Source organism: Haloferax profundi, assembly GCF_001469865.1.
GTDB lineage: Archaea > Halobacteriota > Halobacteria > Halobacteriales > Haloferacaceae > Haloferax > Haloferax profundi.
Window position 1 is genome coordinate 19,922 of record NZ_LOPV01000041.1, and the last position, 17,277, is coordinate 37,198.

16 protein-coding genes and 2 tRNA genes are annotated in these 17,277 nt (G+C 61.9%); 8 read left to right on the forward strand and 10 right to left on the reverse strand.

Going from position 1 to position 17,277, the window contains the following annotated elements; translation table 11 throughout:
- Positions 1–33: 33 nt before the first annotated feature.
- Entirely contained in the window at positions 34–204 is a 171-nt protein-coding gene (locus tag AUR66_RS21650) for a hypothetical protein (RefSeq protein WP_197409653.1), read from the reverse strand.
- Positions 205–1,278: an aldo/keto reductase gene (locus AUR66_RS02285; RefSeq protein WP_058570902.1), complete on the reverse strand. Its 1,074-nt coding sequence runs from the start codon at positions 1,276–1,278 to the stop codon at positions 205–207. It lies immediately after the preceding gene.
- Between the two features lie 148 nt (positions 1,279–1,426).
- Between AUR66_RS02285 and AUR66_RS02290 the strand changes: the two genes are divergently transcribed.
- Positions 1,427–3,619, forward strand: coding sequence for a GH32 C-terminal domain-containing protein (locus AUR66_RS02290; protein ID WP_058570903.1), 2,193 nt, complete (start codon positions 1,427–1,429; stop codon positions 3,617–3,619).
- Positions 3,620–3,646: 27 nt separating this feature from the next.
- On the opposite strand, the gene AUR66_RS02295 is transcribed toward AUR66_RS02290, so the two are convergent.
- On the reverse strand, positions 3,647–4,939 hold the full coding sequence (locus AUR66_RS02295) for a glycoside hydrolase family 68 protein (RefSeq protein ID WP_058570904.1): 1,293 nt from the start codon (positions 4,937–4,939) through the stop codon (positions 3,647–3,649).
- Between the two features lie 183 nt (positions 4,940–5,122).
- Between AUR66_RS02295 and AUR66_RS02300 the strand changes: the two genes are divergently transcribed.
- The 3 genes from AUR66_RS02300 to AUR66_RS02310 all read left to right on the forward strand — a co-directional run bounded on the left by AUR66_RS02300 (position 5,123) and on the right by AUR66_RS02310 (position 6,731).
- Positions 5,123–6,040 carry an acyltransferase gene (locus AUR66_RS02300; RefSeq protein ID WP_058570905.1) on the forward strand — a complete coding sequence of 306 codons (918 nt, stop codon included), beginning with the start codon at positions 5,123–5,125 and terminating at the stop codon, positions 6,038–6,040.
- A 163-nt stretch (positions 6,041–6,203) separates the two neighbouring features.
- A complete protein-coding gene (locus tag AUR66_RS02305) occupies positions 6,204–6,500 on the forward strand; it encodes a DUF7577 domain-containing protein (RefSeq protein WP_058570906.1) in 297 nt (98 codons plus the stop codon).
- Positions 6,501–6,551: 51 nt separating this feature from the next.
- Entirely contained in the window at positions 6,552–6,731 is a 180-nt protein-coding gene (locus tag AUR66_RS02310; RefSeq protein ID WP_058570907.1) for a hypothetical protein, read from the forward strand.
- A gap of 624 nt (positions 6,732–7,355) precedes the next feature.
- On the opposite strand, the gene AUR66_RS02315 is transcribed toward AUR66_RS02310, so the two are convergent.
- Positions 7,356–7,426: transfer RNA gene (locus AUR66_RS02315), tRNA-Gly, on the reverse strand.
- 204 nt (positions 7,427–7,630) lie between these two features.
- Here AUR66_RS02315 and AUR66_RS02320 point away from each other — a divergent pair.
- On the forward strand, positions 7,631–8,461 hold the full coding sequence (locus AUR66_RS02320) for an NAD+ synthase (RefSeq protein ID WP_058570908.1): 831 nt from the start codon (positions 7,631–7,633) through the stop codon (positions 8,459–8,461).
- Here AUR66_RS02320 and AUR66_RS02325 read toward each other — a convergent pair whose 3' ends face one another.
- A complete protein-coding gene (locus AUR66_RS02325; RefSeq protein ID WP_058570909.1) occupies positions 8,462–9,157 on the reverse strand; it encodes an enoyl-CoA hydratase/isomerase family protein in 696 nt (231 codons plus the stop codon).
- A gap of 60 nt (positions 9,158–9,217) precedes the next feature.
- On the opposite strand from AUR66_RS02325, the gene AUR66_RS02330 reads away from it, so the two are divergent.
- On the forward strand, positions 9,218–9,895 hold the full coding sequence (locus AUR66_RS02330) for a DUF7114 family protein (protein ID WP_058570910.1): 678 nt from the start codon (positions 9,218–9,220) through the stop codon (positions 9,893–9,895).
- 78 nt (positions 9,896–9,973) lie between these two features.
- Positions 9,974–10,045 (forward strand) — tRNA-Thr (locus AUR66_RS02335).
- A 281-nt stretch (positions 10,046–10,326) separates the two neighbouring features.
- On the opposite strand, the gene AUR66_RS02340 is transcribed toward AUR66_RS02335, so the two are convergent.
- From AUR66_RS02340 to AUR66_RS02350, 4 genes are all read right to left on the reverse strand, one after another.
- Positions 10,327–10,965, reverse strand: a complete 639-nt coding sequence (locus AUR66_RS02340; RefSeq protein ID WP_157532966.1) for a hypothetical protein — start codon at positions 10,963–10,965, stop codon at positions 10,327–10,329.
- Between the two features lie 2 nt (positions 10,966–10,967).
- Positions 10,968–11,294 (reverse strand): hypothetical protein, encoded by a 327-nt coding sequence (locus tag AUR66_RS21040; protein ID WP_157532967.1) that lies wholly within the window; start codon positions 11,292–11,294, stop codon positions 10,968–10,970.
- An 83-nt stretch (positions 11,295–11,377) separates the two neighbouring features.
- Positions 11,378–12,385: a tyrosine-type recombinase/integrase gene (locus AUR66_RS02345; RefSeq protein WP_058570912.1), complete on the reverse strand. Its 1,008-nt coding sequence runs from the start codon at positions 12,383–12,385 to the stop codon at positions 11,378–11,380.
- Positions 12,386–12,549: 164 nt separating this feature from the next.
- Entirely contained in the window at positions 12,550–13,590 is a 1,041-nt protein-coding gene (locus tag AUR66_RS02350) for an NAD(P)-dependent alcohol dehydrogenase (RefSeq protein WP_058570913.1), read from the reverse strand.
- Between the two features lie 154 nt (positions 13,591–13,744).
- Between AUR66_RS02350 and AUR66_RS02355 the strand changes: the two genes are divergently transcribed.
- Entirely contained in the window at positions 13,745–15,070 is a 1,326-nt protein-coding gene (locus AUR66_RS02355) for an MFS transporter (RefSeq protein WP_058570914.1), read from the forward strand.
- Between the two features lie 28 nt (positions 15,071–15,098).
- On the opposite strand, the gene AUR66_RS02360 is transcribed toward AUR66_RS02355, so the two are convergent.
- On the reverse strand, positions 15,099–17,277 hold a 2,179-nt coding region (locus AUR66_RS02360), incomplete at its 5' end, for an Eco57I restriction-modification methylase domain-containing protein (protein WP_157532968.1).

Consider the following 17,277-nt stretch of genomic DNA (forward strand, 5'->3'; position numbering starts at 1 on the left):
TTTCGGTGGACGGAAGTGGTCCAACCGCGCCGGTCAGCGACCGTTTCGGACGTAGTCGACGGCACCGAAGACGCCCGTGAGAAGGGTCTTCGCGACCCACTGGCCGGCGTCGTCACCGCGTTTTCTGGCGTCGAGGCTGACCAACCACGCGAGGAGGGCGTGGGCGACGGCGGTGATACCGAGGATGGTCCGCAGGTGAACCATCTACGCTTCGTTGCGCGCGCCTTCGGCGACACGCTTGTCGAGGCCGGCGTCGCGGATGTCGTCACCGCCGACCGAGGAGCGGAGGGCGTCCATGCCATCGAAGCGGTCGATGCCGAAGTTGTCTTCGTAGAGGTCGGCGACACGCTGCATCTCCTCGTCGGAGAGTTTCGGCACGTCGGAGGCGGCGGCCCACTCGGTGATGTCGTCTTTCGTGCGGAAGGTGGGCGTGACTGCCGCCGTGGCGTCGTGGCCGAGGAGCCACGCGATGGAGGCCTGTGCCATGGAACGCTCACCGTCGCGCTCGAGGAAGCGCAGCGTTTCGAGTTTCTCCCAGCCGGTTTCGTACCACTCGTCGGGGCGGAAGCCACGGTGGTCGCCGCTGCCGAGTTCCGTCTCGGGGCGGACCTGTTCGTTCAGGAGGCCCGACGAGTGTGGAACGCGAGCGATGAGGCTCGTCTGCGACCCGGTCTCCTCGATGGTGTCGAGGAAGTGGTTCCCGACTTCCTGTTCGAACATGTTCCAGACGATTTGGAGCGCGTCGAACTCCTCTTCGATGGACATGTCGCCTTCGGCCAGCCAGCCGATGGAGGGTCCGAGTGCCCAGCCGGTGGCTTTGATGAGACCCTCCTCTTTCAGTTCGTCCAGCGCTTCGAGGACGTCTGGCGTGACTTCCTCGACGTTCGCGTTGTGGAGTTGGAGCAAGTCGACGTACTCCATGTCGAGGCGTTCGAGGCTCTTTTCGGTCGCCTCGCGGACCCACTCGCCGGTAATCTCTTTGGGCAGTTCGCCGTGGCCGGCCTGCGGGTTGTTGTAGAAGTCGTAGCCGACTTTCGTCGCGACGGTGACCTCGTCTCGGTAGTCTGCGAGCGCCTCGCCGACGACTTCCTCCGAGTGGCCGAGACCGTACACGTCTCCCGTGTCGAAGAAGTTGATTCCCTGGTCGATGGCGTGGTGAATCATCTCGATGGAGTCTTCGTCGGAGCGGTCGCCCCACCAGTCGGTCCCGACGACCCACGCACCGAAGCCAACCTCGCTGACTTCGATACCGGAGGTCCCGAGTTCGCGGTAGTGCATAGACGGGCGTAGGGAACGAGGTGACTTATTGGGTGTGTTTCGCTCCCGTGAGACGAGGACCCGACCACTTCGTTTGATTTTGCCTGTGTGTGCGTTTCCCCGCACGAATCCGCAGATTCATGACCGGCGGCGGCGAAGGCCAGTGACAATGGATGAACTTGCCGTCCGCGTCGGGTTCGTCGTCGTGACGGAACTCACGGACGAACAACGTGTGGCACGAGACTGGGCGGCGTCGATTGCCAGCGTCGAGACAGTCTCGCTCGAGGCCATCGCCGAGGGTACCGTCGCCCTCGATTCGTTCGACGTGGTGTGGTGGCACTGCGACCTGCAACTCGACAGCGCCAGACGGGAACTCGCCGCCGAGTGTGCCGACGCGTTCGACGACTACCTGTGCGGCGGCGGTGGCGTCCTCCTGACGCTCAACGCCCTCGCCGCAGTGGACGAACTGGGCATCGACCCTGTCGCACCCGACGCAGTCGGGACCGAAACGTCGCCGCATCCCACGGGTCTGTTGGCGAAGTCGATTCACGCCGACCACCCACTGTTCGAGGGGTTCGACACGCTCGGCGTCCACATGCAACCACCCGAGTCCCCTCGCCCGTTCGCCCGGTACGAGCACATCCTCCCCGAAGACGGCCAGATTCTGGCGAGTATCCTCCACGGCGACGACTTCCTCGTCGCGCTCAAGTCCGTGGTCGAGTGGCAGCACGGCGCGGGCACCGTCTACGGCGTCGGTGCCGAGGTGTCGTTCCTCTCGCACCACGGCCACGACTTCGAGACGATGGGGTCGAACGAACACTTCCTCCGAAATGCACTCGCCCTCCTCGGCGGTCCTGCTCATCGCCGGCCGACGTTTACGGACCGCCCCACCGACGCGAATGGCTTTGCAGAGATGCGTGCACGCCTCGGCGACGACCACCACCGACCCCGGTACCACCTCGCCGGGCCGGCGAACTGGGTGAACGACCCCAACGGTGTCATCCAGTACGACGGCACCTACCACATGTTCTACCAGTACAACCCCGGCGGGCCGTTCCACGGGTCGATTCACTGGGGTCACGCGACGAGCGAAGACTTGGTCCACTGGGAAGACCACCCAGTCGCGCTCTCGCCCGACCCTGACGGACCGGACCGAGACGGATGTTGGTCCGGGTGTGCCGTCGTCGACGACGATGGTACCCCGACGATTCTCTACACGGGTGGCCGCGACCACCACCAACTGCCCTGTCTGGCGACGACGACGGACCCGATGCTTCGGACGTGGGACAAAGCCGACGACAACCCACTCATCGAGTCCACCCCCGACGACATCGACATCCTCGGAACCGACGACTGGGCCGCGGAGTTCCGCGACCACGCCGTCTGGAAGGTCGGAGACGACTGGTACCAACTCATCGGCTCTGCGATTTCCGAGGTCGGTGGTGTCGCCCTCCTCTATCGGTCGTCCGACCTCCGAGACTGGGAGTACGTCGGCCCACTCCACAGCGGAACCGAAGGCCACGGCACCGTCTGGGAATGCCCAGAACTGCTCGAATTCGACGACTACGACCTCTTTCACGTCTCGAACTACGAGGACGTTCGGTACTTCGTCGGCCACGCGGACCTCGACGAACCGGACTTCGCCGTCGAAACCGAAGGACTCCTCGACTACGGCGACTTCTACGCTCCGCAATCGACTGTCGACGACGAGGGCCGGACGCTCTCGTGGGGATGGATAAAAGAGGGCCGCGGCGTCGACTCGCAGTGGCACGCCGGGTGGTCCGGGACGCTCTCGCTCCCGCGTGAACTCTCGGTGGACGACACCGGCACAGTCCGACAGCGTCCGGCCGTCGAATTGGAGACACTCCGTGAGACGCACGTCTCTCTTGGCGACCTGTCTCCAGACGGACCCTCGCTCACCCCTGGCGAGCGAACCTCACTGCCGCTTTCGGGCAACGCGTACGAACTCGCACTGGACGTCTCTGTCGAGGACGACGGCGTGTTCGAACTCGGTCTGTTCGAGTCGCCGACGCGGATGGAGCGAACCATCGTCCGCTACGACAGTGAGCGAGTCACGGTCGACAGAGAACACAGCAGTCGCCACCACGACGTCGACCGCGAACCACGGTCGATGCCCGTCGAGGGCGACACGCTCTCGCTTCGCGTCTTCGTCGACGGGTCCGTCTTGGAACTCTTTGCGAACGAACGCCGGTGTCTCACGACGCGGGTCTATCCGACACGTGCGGACGCAGACGGCGTCTCCATCGCTGCGACGGGCGAACCTACTGACGACTCGGTCGAACTGCTGGCACTCGACGCGTGGGAACTCGACGCGGCGTTCGACGCCCGAACACGAGACTGAGTCCGAGACTGCTGGGAACGCGGTCGATTAGTAGTAGTTCTCGCCGTCGCTCTCGCGGTCTGCTTGGTCCCACCACGTGGTCGGAAGCGATTCGCGCCGGAGTGGCAGGTGTCCGTGGTCGAGAGTGCCCACGAGTTCTGTTCGGTCGCCGTCGAGGCCGAGACGGACCGTCGGTGCGAGCGTGCCGCCGAAGCGCCGCATCTGTTCGTCCGGTGGGAGGAGCGACACGTCGTCCAGACTCGGGCGGTTGTAGTCGAAGTAGTTGAAAAAGGACGTGACGAGGAGTTCGTCGCCGTGGTCGTAGACGAGCCACGAATACGCCTGGAAGGGCGCGTTCTCGGGGTTGGTGAGGACCATCCCGTGGTCGTTCAACGGTTCGTAGTCGCCGCGCAAGTCGTCGGCGACAAAGCCGTAGAGCGCGTCGTAACCTTCCAGCCCGGGTGCGAACGTGTGGACGTGACTGGAGATGAAGAGGTAGTAGGTGCCGTCGCGGACGACGAGGTGTGGTCGTTCGAGCTCTTGATTGACGCAGACCGAGTCCAGGAGTGGTGGCCGAAGTTCGAACTCGGTCGGGTCGCCGGACGGTGAATGCGCGATGCCGATGCTCCCGTTGAACTCCTCCCAGACGGGGTCCTCGCACTCACCTTCGCCTTCGGGGACGGGCGTGTTGGCTTCGAAGAGGAGGTACGTCTCGCCCGACTGCGGGTCCTCGAAGAACCACGGGTCGCGGAAGGTGTATATCATCCCGCGCGATTGGTCTTCGCGTTCGTACCAGTCGCCGTCTGGTGTGAGGACGACGCGGTGGTCCCACGGCCCGTCGATTCGGAGGCCAGACTCGTCGGTGTGGACGGTTCCGCCCGTCGCGAGGGCGATGCGCTGTGTGTAGGTCAGTTCCTCGGCGTCGTCTTCGCCCGCCGCAGTGTAGTAGAAGTACACCTCTCCGTCGTCTCCGTCGGGGTCGTACATCGCGGACCCGGCCCACTGGCGTTGCCCGAGTGTGCCGTCGTCGAAGACGCGGCCACCAGTCGTCCAGTTCTCGCCGTCGGTCGAGTAGAAATACCGGATGGTCGCCACGTCGTGGCGCTTGCCCGGAAGGAGGTCAGACGGCGACGTGAGCGCGAAGATGACGCGACGGCCGTCGATTTCGGCGATAGACCCGTCTCGGTTGCGGAGCAACCACGTATCCCAGATGTGGAGGTCCTCGTCCAGTCGTTCGTCCGGTGGGTAGATGATGGGTGCGACGTTCGACTCGTCGCGATGGAGGCCGGCGGCGTGGTCCCGTGTCCACGCCGGCGTGTCTCCTGCGAACTCTTCACTCATAGATGGATGAACTTTGTCGGATGGGATATGTCTCACCATTCTCGGTCGGCGTTGCTGTCAGTGGTCGCTCACGACACCGCGTCGACCTCACCCACCGAATCCAGAGATTATTGCCGTTTCGCGGGCTGTCGAGGGTGATGCACAACCGAACCCCTTTGAACGTCGACGGCTAACGAGGGTGTAATGACGAAGGTACAGGTTTCGCTCCCGGAAGACGCCGAAGACGGTTTACAGGCCTTCATCGACGACGTAGACGAGCGCCTCTCTTCGGAAGAAGATACGTGCCAGGTCGTCCAAGACACGCTCATCGACCTCTTCGGTGACCGGGAAGCGTGGGAGCGCTGGCAGAGCGGGAAACCCGTCTCGCCGGCCACACGAGTCCGGCTCCAGGGCTACGACCCGTGTAACGCGACCCTCGAAGCCGAGTACTACGCCGAAAAAGACGACGAGAAGTTCAAACGCTCGAAACAGCTCCAGTGGCTCTGGCGGCAGTTCGACGCGACGCCGATGGCCGACAACGTCGACTTCGCCCTCCGGTTCCGGCAGATGCTCGCCACCCACCTCTTCGAAGACGCCGGCGACAACCTCCGTATCTTCAAAGGCGTCACGTTCTCGTTCGGCCACAACATCACCGTGGGTGACAACACCGTCATCCACGACGACGTGCACCTCGACGACCGAGGCAAACTCACCATCGGTGACCGTGTCTCCATCTCTGACAACGTCCACATCTACAGTCACGCCCACGACGTCGTCGACCAGACCGAAGTTCGCAACTACCACACGAAAATCGGCGACGACGCCCGCATCACCTACGATGCGATGGTGAACGCCGGGAACCACGTCGGTGAAAACGCCATCGTCGGCGCTCGGGCTATCGTCCAGGGCGACGTGCCTGCGCACCACATCGCTGTCGGTGCTCCCGCCAAGAGCGTGAAAGTCAAACCGGGATTCGAGGACGTGGCAGAACCACTCGAGGCGGGCGGCGAGAGACTCGCTGACGACCGAGAGATTCCCTACGACCTGCCGGACGACATCGAGGTGTTCGACGAGTTCGGTCGTGACCTCGGTGGCCCGGTCAACCCCCACCGGACCGAGTAGTCTCGTAGTCTGCGCCATCTGTCGTCCGTACCGTTGGGGGAACTCTTCTGTGAAATCACGCGCCACTCCCCCTCCGTTTCAGCGTGCTGCACAGCTATGATGCGATTACGACCTGAAACTGACCGAAGAACCGATATAGCATGCTAACGTAGGTCAAGGTGTGATGGACGTCTGGGGTTGGATCGTCATTTACGCCCTCGGATTGACCCTGCTCCAGCTCCTGGTCTATCGGTACCTCGTCAACGGCGGTGAACCGACGATGAGTGACGGCACTGGTCGCGACGCCGACCGGATGGACCGCTACGTCCACCCGGAAATCGCGGCGTCCTTCGACGACCGGTCTCGGATGGGTGTTCGGACGACGCCGACAGGTGAGCGCATCTGCCCCGAGTGCGGTGCTGAAAACGAGGCCGATACGACGTTCGACCTCTGTTGGAACTGTACGCGACGCCTTCGGTGACCGGTCTCGGCCGAGTCCATTTTATCGCCCCCCGCTAATCTTCGTAGTGGCATGGCCGAAAACCAAGACTTTCACGACGAACTCGATACGCTTGCACGCGATATCGAGCGGGCGATTCTCGAATTCGACGCCGCCCTCGAACGTCACTCAGCGGTTCGGCAGCGGACGCACGAACCGGTGTTCCGTTCGGACTCCGTCGACTTCGACGACGTACAGGAATTGTTCTTCTGAGGTCTGCGGCCGGTTCTCGGGTTCTGTTGTCGTCACTCTTCGTCAGGTTCCGGCGCATTCGCTCCTCACATCTGTTCGTCGCAGAATGCGCCGACTGGGAGTTCACTGAGCGATGCGAAGTGAACGGTGACGAGATGAAATCTCGTCAGGACTGAGCAAACCGAAGGTTTGCGAAGGTCGGTCGGCAAACGACTGTCGGGAGTCCCACGAGAGTAGCGAGTGGTACGTCGGCGAAGCACTGCTTCGCCGGAAGTGCGCCGACCGGGACTCACGCGAGCGAAGCGAGTGTGAGTACGTCGGAAAGCGAACGTAGTGAGCGAACCGACGGGAATTGAACCCCAGTCGCTCCCTTGCGGTCGCTCCTTGATTCAATTCCCTCTGGCCGCATCTCTTCGCTGCACTGGACTCGGAGCCTTCGGCTCCTCGTCTGGTTTCGCTCAGAAGATGCACCGACCGGGACTGAGCAAACCGAAGGTTTGCGAAGGTCGGTCGGCAAACGACTGTAGGGAGTGCGCCGACCGGGAATTGAACCTGAACCAGACGTTCCTCCTCGCTTCGCTCGTCGGCTGCGACTGGCAGGGTTCAGATTCCCTGCGCATTTCGTCTCACTACGTTCGACAGAAATGCGCCGACCGGGAATTGAACCCGGGCTTCGAGCTTGGGAAGCTCGTGTCCTACCACTGGACCATCGGCGCTCACTTCGTTCGCTTCGGGGCTGACTTCACTTCGTTCAGTCACCCATCGGCGCGCTACGCTCGATTCCGAAGCAAAAATCAGTAGACTGCGCTGGCACTTGAACGTAGCGCTTCACCAGAACCCGGCCTGCACGGAACTGGACGCCCGTCCACTCTTTCTCGCCGACGAGTGACTATTTGCCCTCCGGGTGCTAATCGGAATCAATGACAGAAATCGACGTTCTCTCGGAGAGTGCGCCCATCGACCTTCGTCTCTCGGAGGCCGAACTGGAAGCCCACCGCGAACACATCACGACGTTCATCCGCGACACCGTCGACGCCGCGGGTGCCGACGGCGCGGTGCTCGGTCTCTCCGGTGGTATCGACTCGACGCTCACTGCCTTCCTCGCCGTCGAGGCCCTCGGTGAAGACGGACTCCACGGTCTCGTCATGCCGAGCGTGGCGAACGCCGAAGACATGATGAGCGACGCCGAGGGTGTGGCCGAGATGCTCGGCATCGAGTACGACGTAGTCGAGATTCAGCCCATCGCCGAGACGTTCTTCGACACGTTCCCCGAGGCGGCGAACGACCGAATGGCCGCCGGTAACGTCTACGTCCGCACTCGCGGCGTCCTCAACTACTTCGTCGCGAACCACGAGAACCGCATCGTCCTCGGGACGGGCAACCGCTCGGAAGCGATGACGGGGTACTTCACGAAGTACGGCGACCAGGCCGTCGACTGCAACCCTATCGGCAACCTCTACAAGCAACAGGTCCGCCAACTGGCCGCCCACGTGGGCGTCCCCGAAGACCTCGTCCTCCAGACTCCCTCTGCCGAGATGTGGAGCGGTCAGACCGACGAGTCCGAACTGGGACTCACTTACGACGTCCTCGACGCCATCCTCGCACTCCACGTCGACGGCCCCCTGTCGAAGTCTGCCACCATCCGGAACCTCGACGTGACCGAAGCACAAATCGACCGCGTGGTCGAACTCTACGAACGGAGCGCCCACAAGCGGTCCATGCCACCCGCGCCGTCCGAACTGAACCTGTAACTACTCTTCTCGCGACGTCGCGATATCGTCGACGTTCGCCCGATGCAGTGCTGCGAACCCGCTCGCTTCTGCGTCTAACCGTGCCTCGTCGTCGCTTCGGTCTCGCAGGCGCTCTTTGATGATTCGGAGCGACTGGTGTTCGTTCTCGGCCATCGAGGCGGCAACGTCGTACGGGTCGTCGACGAGTCGGGAGACGAGACCCATCTGGAGCGCTTCGTCGGCGTCGACGACGCGGCCAGACAGCGAAAATTCGAGTGCGTGACCTTCGCCGACGATGCGCGGAAGGCGAACGGTTCCTCCCCACGCACCGAAGAGACCGATTCGGACACCCGGTTCGCCCAGTGTCGCTCGGGGCGTGGCGACTCGAACGTCGCAAGCGAGGGCGAGTTCGACGCCACCACCGCGGGCCGCGCCGTCGATACCGGCGACGACGACAGACGGCGATTGCTCGATAGTGTCCGCCACACGCTGGCCCTGCCGAGCGAACGCCTCCGGGTCGTCGAGTTCGGCGACGCTGTCCAGGTCGGCACCCGCGCAGAACGCTGGGCCACTCCCGCGGAGCAAGACGACTGGCGCGTCGGCGTCGTCGATAGCGGCCCGCAAGTCGTCGAGGTCTGTCGGTCTGAGGGCGTTTCGTCGTTCGGGGCGCTCGATGGTCACGACCCGGAGGTCGCCATCGTCTGTCGTCCGTATCATATCCACGTTGTGCCGTGGTTTTCCAAAGGTCTTTGGCCTCCCAACCGTAAGTCTCGGCCGATGGACGACGCCGTGCGAGCCCGTGAGGCTGCGCGTGAGGCTCTGTCGGATATCGAACCCGATGCCCTCCGCACAGCGCTGGACGAACGCCTCGACGCCGCCTCGTTGACACCGGCGGTACTCACGTTCGTGAGCGCGCGGGCTGTCGAACCCAACGTCGACCTGAACGGCCTGGCAACGCGTGCCGCCGGAGTGCAACTCATCTACGAGGGGCTTCGGCTCACTCGACTACTCGCTCGTGACGAACCGTGGGTACACCTCGATTCGCCAGACGACGACACCGACGCCGACTTGGATATCCTCGCCGCAGACGTGCTGGTCTCGCGCGGTTTCTACCTCCTCGCTCGGACGGAAGCGGCCGACCACGCTGTCGAGACGGTTCGGGCATTCGGACGCGACCAGACGCGCCTCCGCAGTGCCCCCGACACCGACCGTGCTGTCCTCGACAGCAACCTCGAAGTCAACATCTGTACGCTGGCAGTCGTCGCCGGAACGACAGCAGTCGGGTCGCCACCGCCGACTGCGCTCGTCGAATACGCGGCCGGGTTGGCGAAGACACAGGATGGTGATTTGCCACCTGCGGCAGAGACGGTCTCAGAATCGACCGTCGAGCGTATCGCGGCACTCTATCGAGGCGGGTCCGGCGACGACCCAGTCACTTCGACAGCTGACCGGTAATCGACATACGCTACCATGGTTCCGGGGCGATTCAAATCGAAACCCCTAAAGACAAACCCGGACAACGAAGGAATGCGTGCCTGGGTAGCTTAGCGGTAAAGCGCGTCCTTGGTAAGGACGAGAGCCCGGGTTCAAATCCCGGCCTAGGCTTCTAATTCGGCCCTGAGGTGTAATGCGCCAACGGCGCGGCGTTCTAATTAATCTTAGGCCGACTTTCTGCCAACAGTCCTACCCGTTTACTGGCAAGTTTCGCTGGCTAACTGCGGCGAGAAGGACACCCGTAAGCGCAGGGCGTTCCTGCGGTGTTGAGGTTTAGGAAAATGACTGAGTTGACACGCCTCAGGAAGATACGTTGATTTTAATTATGATATCGAAGAGAGTGATTCTGCAGAGTAGAATTCCATAGAGAAGGAGAACTTGGCACAGGGTTATCAGTTATAATCCTCTTCAAGTTCACTTTCTAATTCGTTGAGCCTCTCCTCAATTTCCGGGTTTTTTTGCCCTTCTGTGTCGATTTCTTCTTCGGAAGGTTCCGCTTCGTCAGTTGAATCTTTCTTTTCGGTTGGTTCGGCAATGTCTTCGCTCAAACCTTGTTCATTTTCTTGTCTTTCCTCATATTCTTTTTTGACAGAAGGTTCCGACAGCTCATCCTCGGTAGGCCTCACCTGTGATGAGGTAGTCTGGTCCATTTCATCGCTCGCTTGTTTGGCAAGTTCTAGGCCCTTTTCGATACCAGACTCGTACCCGTGATATCGGCCTTCGCTATAGCCTTGGTTGTATGCCCTTTGGACTTGTTCTCTGTGCCATCTCTCTTGGATTCCTTCCTCCTCCTCGTTGGGGCCAGTTTCAACATCATCCGCAAGTCTGTTTGTACTGACACCCTGAATCAGGGCGGCTAATGAAGCAATCATAATTGCGACACCTACTACTGCCAATGTGGCCTGTGGTGCCGCAAGGGGTAATAATGGGGCAAGAATTCCGACTGACGCCCCCAACCCCGTTGCGATTGCAACTAACATTATACTTAGAGCGTCAAGCAGGCTCAATCGCTCGAAGGGCTTCAGAAGCACAATTACTCCCCTCTGTCAGACAGTAACATAGAAACGCGACGACGCCTCGTGAAAGTGAAAAATACAATTGTTAGTGTGACTACGGCTCCAAAAGATACTAAGAGAGAATTTGTCGTCGAAGGAAATCTCGAAATGAGTGCAATTACAAGTAAAGCCGTTCCCAGAACGAAGCCCATTGCCCCAACTGATATCAACGAGTTTCCATATCTTCGTATCTCTCTTGCTAGCTCACGTTTCTTTTCTCGCTCTTCTTCACGTTTCATTGCCCGCCTTCTCTCCATCTCTATCCTGCGTCTCTCCCAATGGTCGTTGGGGCTCTGGTCGTTCATAGCGGAATCATCTCGTGAAATGTCTTCAACCCCTGCCCCTAAAGAAGTAGCCTGTTAATCCAATGTCTTCGACAGATATCGAATCAAATGTCTCGTAAGTATCCCTGTCGGCGTTTCGCTTTCTCGGCGTTCGTCCCTTTGTCGTAGTGCTTGTCCAGCACCTTCCCGCTCATATTGACTCGCTCCCCGGTCACGTCCTTCGGCTGACCCGCGTTCCGAGCCGCCGTCACGTACCCACGGCGGAGCGCGTGCGGACTGACCGAGCCGGGACACTTTGACGAGGCGTTCCACGATAAGGCCTCACAGGTATCGAGTACCCGGTCGAAGGGGCAGTTCCCGCCGTTGTAGATGCACGGACGGGTCGCCGTGTAGACGTACCGCTGGATGGTGGTCTCCACAACCCGACCGTTCTTCGAGGAGAGGAGCGGCTTCCTGCCGTGTTCGTCCTCCACGTCGGGTCGGTTCTGGTCGATGTAGTCCGTGATGACCCCGGCCATATCGGGCGTGATGAGAACGTCTCGCTCGGCCTTCTCCTTGTTCTTGAGTGGCGTCCCCGTCTCGGGCCGGTGACGGAGTTGGAGTGCCGGGCGACCCTCATCGAAGTCGCCGAGGTCGAGCGCCCGAAGCCCGCTGATTCGCATCCCAGTCTTCCACAGAATCAGGAGCGTGACGTGCCGGTTACTGGCGTACTGGTACTTGCTGAGGAAGTCGAGAACTCCCACGGCTTCTTCCCGAGTGAGGAGGTCGTCGCAAATCTCGTCGTTCTCGCTGATTTGGGGAATCCGAACCATATCCGCCATCCCGCGTGGGACTGCCGCAATGTGTTCACAGAACTCGATGAACTGTTTGATGGTCATCATATCCTGCCGGGCTGTGATGACCTTCACGTTGGACAGGCGGTACTCCTTGTACCGCTGGATGAGTTCGCTATCGAGGTTGTTGAGGGTCTTGACTCCCTGTTCGTCCAGCCAGTTGCAGAACTGCCGCAGACTGGTTCGGTAGTTCTTCAGAGTCTTCCGGGTCACGCCCGGCTCCTTGTCCTTCAGAAATCGGTTCTTCGCTTCGTGTGGCGGTGTGGCTTTGAGTGCCATTGGTGTTCTCCGGGTACACCCCTAAACGGCACACCGGGTACGTGGGCGTGAAAACGCCCGGCGGACGAGAGCCCGGGTTCAAATCCCGGCCTAGGCTTTTTCTAAAACCTCACCGTGACGAGCGAGCGGTGCCGCACGAATTGTGCCCGCACCCGAGTTTGTGACTACGGCGTAATCACCGCGCGCCCTTCGATTTCGCCGTGTTCGAGGCGTTCGGCGACGGTGTTCACCTCGTCGAGACCGTACCGAGTCGTTCGAAGTTCGACGTCGCCACGTTCGACGAGGGCCACCAGTTCCTGTAACTCCGTGTACTGTCCCACGAGCGTCCCGCGGAACGAGAACTCGCCGTTGACGAGCGCTTGCGAGGGTTCGTGGACGTGTCCGCCGTACCCGATGATGTGGTGGTCGCCGCCGGCGGCGACGATGTCGGGAGCATAGCCCGTCGTCTCGTCCGCGCCGACGAAGTCGAGTACCTGCGCCGCGCCGGTCCCGTCGGTGAGTGTGTCGATTTCGGCCACTACGTCGTCCGAAGTTGGGTTTATCGTGTGATTCGCACCGAGGTCCGTCGCCAGGTCGAGAGCCTCGTCTTTCACGTCGACGGCGACGATGTCGGGGGCACTCATCGCGTCTACGCACTGCAGGCCGATGTGACCGAGACCACCGATACCGATGACGACGGCGGTGTCGCCCGGATTCAGTTCGTGGACGGCCTTCTTCGCGGCGTGGTAGGCGGTGATACCCGCGTCGGCGTGGGGCGCGATATCGACGGGGTCGACGCCGTCCGGAAGTGGGATGACGGCGCGTTCGTTGGTCAAGAGGTACTCGGCGAACCCGCCGTCGGTCGTGAGGCCGTTGAATTTGCTGTTCTCACAGTACATGTCTTCGCCCTGCCGACACGGACGACAGATGCCGCACGTCTGGACCGGATGGCAGATTACCGGGTCACCCTCGTCGACGAGTTGCACCTCGTCGCCCGTCTCGACGACGGTCCCTGCGTTCTCGTGGCCCAATGTCATCGGGAGTGGTTGGTCGACGTACTCCGTCCACATTCCCTCGATGATGTGGTTGTCAGTCTGGCACCATCCCGCACCTTGTACTTCGACGACGACACCGTTCGACGCCGAAACCGTCGGGCGGTCGATGTCCTCTATCTGTAGTGCATTGCTCATCTCGTCCGTATACTCGTGGAGCCGCGCAGCTTGCATGGTAACACATGTCAAATCACCGTAGAGACACAAAAAGCCTCGTTGCTATCAACATCCATGAGTGTTGCTCGAGTGCACTCGCCGACAGGCCACCGCACCACGCAGACCACCGCCCCGCGATAGACATTTACACGCAGGCTCTGTCACGGGTGATATGGCACGGTTCTCGATTCGGGCACATCCGACGCGCTGGCGATGGGTGTTGTGGGCACTCCTCGCAGTCGGATTTCTTCTCGTCAGTTTCCACCGGGTGACGACTGCAGTCCTCGCGGACGACCTCTCGCGGGCATTCGACACGACCGGCGCCGAACTTGGGATGTTGCACGCCTCGTTCTTCTACATCTACGCTGCGCTACAGTTGCCGTCGGGAATCTTGGTGGACCGGGTCGGGTCGCGTCGGGTCGCTGCTGCCGGCCTGACCGTCATGTCGCTCGGCGTGTTCGGATTCGCTCTCGCGCCGACCTACGCCCTCGCGTTCGCGTCACGAGCGCTGTTGGGTCTCGGGGGGAGCGTCCTCTACACGGCGACGCTTCGGTTCCTCGCGAACTGGTATCGGTCGGACGAGTTTGCCACGATGACAGGGTGGACTATCGCCGCGGCGGGGATGGGTGGCGTCCTCGCGACGACACCGCTCGCCATCGCCATCGACAGTGCGGACTGGCGGTCGGTCTTACTCGCCATCGGCGTCGGTGGCGTTGGACTCGCGGTGGTGACGTTCTTCGTGGTTCGTGACCGCCCCCGCGACGCTGGGTTCCAACCACTCGACGGCGTCCAACCACCGACGACCCGAATCGAGTTTTCGACCGTCGTCGAGAACACGAAACGAGTGCTGAGAGAAGGCGAGACGTGGCTGATGGGGACGATGCTGTTTCTGGTGTTGGGGACGAACTTCACCGTCCTCGGGTTGTGGGGCGTCCCGTACATCTCGGACCTCTACGACGTGTCGGTCCGGACTGCCTCGCTGGTCGTCTTCGCCGGCAACGTCGCGTTTCTCGTCGGGTCGCCACTCATGGGGACGCTCTCGGACCGACTGGGCCACCGAACCGAACTCATCCTCCTCTCGTGCATCGTCTTCACCGTCGCGTACAGTCTCATCTTCCTCTTCGTGACGCCGCCGTTGCTCGTCGCCGGTGGGTTGCTCTTTGCCGCGTTGTTCGTCATGGGCGGCGCAGTCATCGCTTTTACCGTCGCCAAGGAGCGCCACGGCGCGACGGCGAGTGCGACTGCTACGGGCGCGATAAACAGCATGGGGTACTTCGGTGCCGCCGTCTTCCCGGCGGTGATGGGGTACGCACTCGATGCCTACTGGACCGGCGAGACGGTCGCTGGCGCCCGGGTCTACACCCCTGCCGGATACCGGGTCGCGTTCGGTATCGCCACCGCGGCGGGTGTCGTCGCCGTCGTGTGCGCGTACCTGCTCCACCGCCGCGAATCCCGCGTCGAGTCGTCCCCGTCCGGCCACCCCGAACCGAGTGACTGAGGTGACCTGCCGATACTGACGTGGGTGACTACCCGTCTCTCGCTGCCGTCTGTAGCCGAGTGAGTCTCGAAATCGTCTCTTCTGTGACCATCTCACGGACGTCCAGGACGTCGAGGACGGTCCGTGCGTCCGCCGGCGTGAGGCCGTAGAGGTCGAAGACGGCCGCATCGAGTTCCATCTGTGCGTCCGACAGTGCCGCCTCGATGCGGACGATATCTGTCGGTCTCTCGTCCAAGTCGACGTCGCTTCCGACGGCATCGCTCACGTCGCGCTGAACGTCGCGGACGAGTGTGACTGCCGGTTCGACAGACGCCTCGCCAGCGCCGCGCACGACGGCTTTCTCCAACACGTGCCGGAGGTGGTCGACGTTCACTCGCGAGTCGAGCAGTGCTGCTACCGAGAGCGAGACCAACTGGAGTTGTTCGCGGGTTCGAAACTCGACGCTGAGCACCGCCGTCTCGACGCCGTCGTCGATGCCGTAGAGGACGCCCGACGGCCTGTCGGTGTCGCCGACGAACTCGAACGCCGAGTACTCCCGTTCGAGTACGTCACCGTCGCCGTCTGGCTCCACCGAACAGTCGACAACCCACGCTTCGGTCGCCTCTTCGGTGTCACCTGCCGAGTGGTCTGCTCCGAGAATCGCCGCGAGCGTTCGGTCAGCAGTGGTCTGTGCCTCGACGCGACGCTTCCACGCCTGTCGGAAGTGGAACCGACGCGCCGAGAGCGCTTCGAGGCGTTCGACGAGTGGCGTGAGTTCTGTCGTCCCTTCGATAGCGAGGCCACGAAGTTGCGTCAGCGACACCCGCGGGAAGAGGTGTTGTCCCATCTTCTCGCCAGTGACGAGTGACTGGAGGTACGCGACGCGACTGTTCAGCACGCCGAGGAGGTGCTGGTAGTCGTAGTCGTCGTCGGTCAGGACGACCGAAATCACCGACTTGGGGAAGAGTCGCGTCGTCGTCGAACGAGCGGCTATCAACCCGGTCTCTCGTTTCGAGGGCACCTCGCGTAACAGGACCTTTTCGCCGTCGAGAAATCGTTTCGGGGGAATCCGGAAGAACTCAGCAGACGTATCGACGTACTGTGTCGGCGACGAGTCGAGGTGGAATCGCCTGAGGGACGCAGCACGCGTGTCTGGCACGTGTGCATCGTGGTCGCTCTCCTCGGAGTGGAACACCTCGTTCTCGATTTCCGCGGGAGTGTGGATGCTCCGGTGATAGAGTTGGTAGCCGACGGTCAGGTCGGCGATATCGGCCAACGTGGTCGCGTTCGCGGTCATCTTCGCGGTAATCGCGTACTCTTTTGCACCCACGTAGGGGTTGACGTGATACGCCGGCGGTTCGATACTCGCCGGCGGGACGGTCCGAACTGGTTGGAACTCGCCATCTGTCGTGAGTTCGCCGACGGTGATTCCGCCCCGGCCGAAGTCGTCGTCACTCGACTCGACGACTGTCGGCGGTCCCTGCTTGTCGACGACGACTGCGATACTGTTCTGGCCAACGTCGGTGAACGCCGAGTCTGGCACGAACGCAATCGTCGTGAGTCGCGCACTGCGTAACAGGACGCGTCGAAGGTCTCTCGCACCGGGAATCGAGAGCCACGTGTTCGGCGTCACCAGACCCATACACCCGTTCGTCGCGGTGAACGACCGTTCGAGGAAGTACCGATAGAGGTCCGGTCGGCCCGATTGGTACTCGTACCGCTCGGCCAGAAAGCGCGTGACGTGTTCGCCCCCGTGTGTCACCCACGGCGGGTTGCCGACGACGCAGTCGAACCCGCCGCTATCTTGATACACGTGCCAGAACTGGAGCGGCCAGTAGAACGGCGTCGTCTCGTCGAGAAGTGCTGCCGACGCCTGTGAGTCTTCGACGGACGCTTCGAACATCGCGTCGAGTTCTGGCCGAATCTGTCCCCGTACGTCTACCGCTCGTCTGAGCGACTCTCGTTCTCGCGTGTCCTCGAGGGCGGCAATACGGGCGTGAGCGATTGCTCGCATCTCCGTCCCGTACTGCGCGTGGAGTACGTCCTGTACCCGCTCATCGGGGAGTCCGACGAGTGCATCACCACACCCGAAGTTCACCTCGAACTCGGGCCAGTCACACCCGCCGGCGGACGTCTCGCCTAGTTCTGTGGTCTCGGGGTGACGGTCAGTTTCGACGCCACTGTCGAACTCGGGGTCACGGCCGACGGCGGCGAGCCAGACGTTGAGT